Consider the following 299-nt stretch of genomic DNA (forward strand, 5'->3'; position numbering starts at 1 on the left):
CCCCAGCTGGGCGAGGATGCGTTCGGCCGTGGCGGATTCGAACACATCGGTGGCGTAGCCGAGGGCCAGTTCGAGGCCCGCGGGCGCGCCGTCACCGGTGTACTGATCGACCGCGAACAGGTGCAGGTCGAATTGCGCCGTACCGCTGTCGAATTCGATATCGGTGACGTCCAGCCCCGGCAGCCGGAGCTCGCCGCGCTCATGATTCTGGAAGGAGTAGCCGACCTGGAACAGCGGGTGCCTCGCGGTGGAGCGCTGCGGGTTCAGCACCTCGACCAGACGCTCGAACGGCACATCGG

Annotated in this window: 1 protein-coding gene; it reads right to left on the minus strand. The window is 67.2% G+C overall.

What is annotated here, in order from left to right; translation table 11 throughout:
• Positions 1-299: condensation domain-containing protein (locus GV790_RS29750; RefSeq protein WP_163818136.1), on the minus strand; the 299-nt coding region annotated here is incomplete at both ends.

It is taken from the genome of Nocardia cyriacigeorgica (assembly GCF_010858045.1).
Lineage (GTDB): Bacteria > Actinomycetota > Actinomycetes > Mycobacteriales > Mycobacteriaceae > Nocardia > Nocardia cyriacigeorgica_E.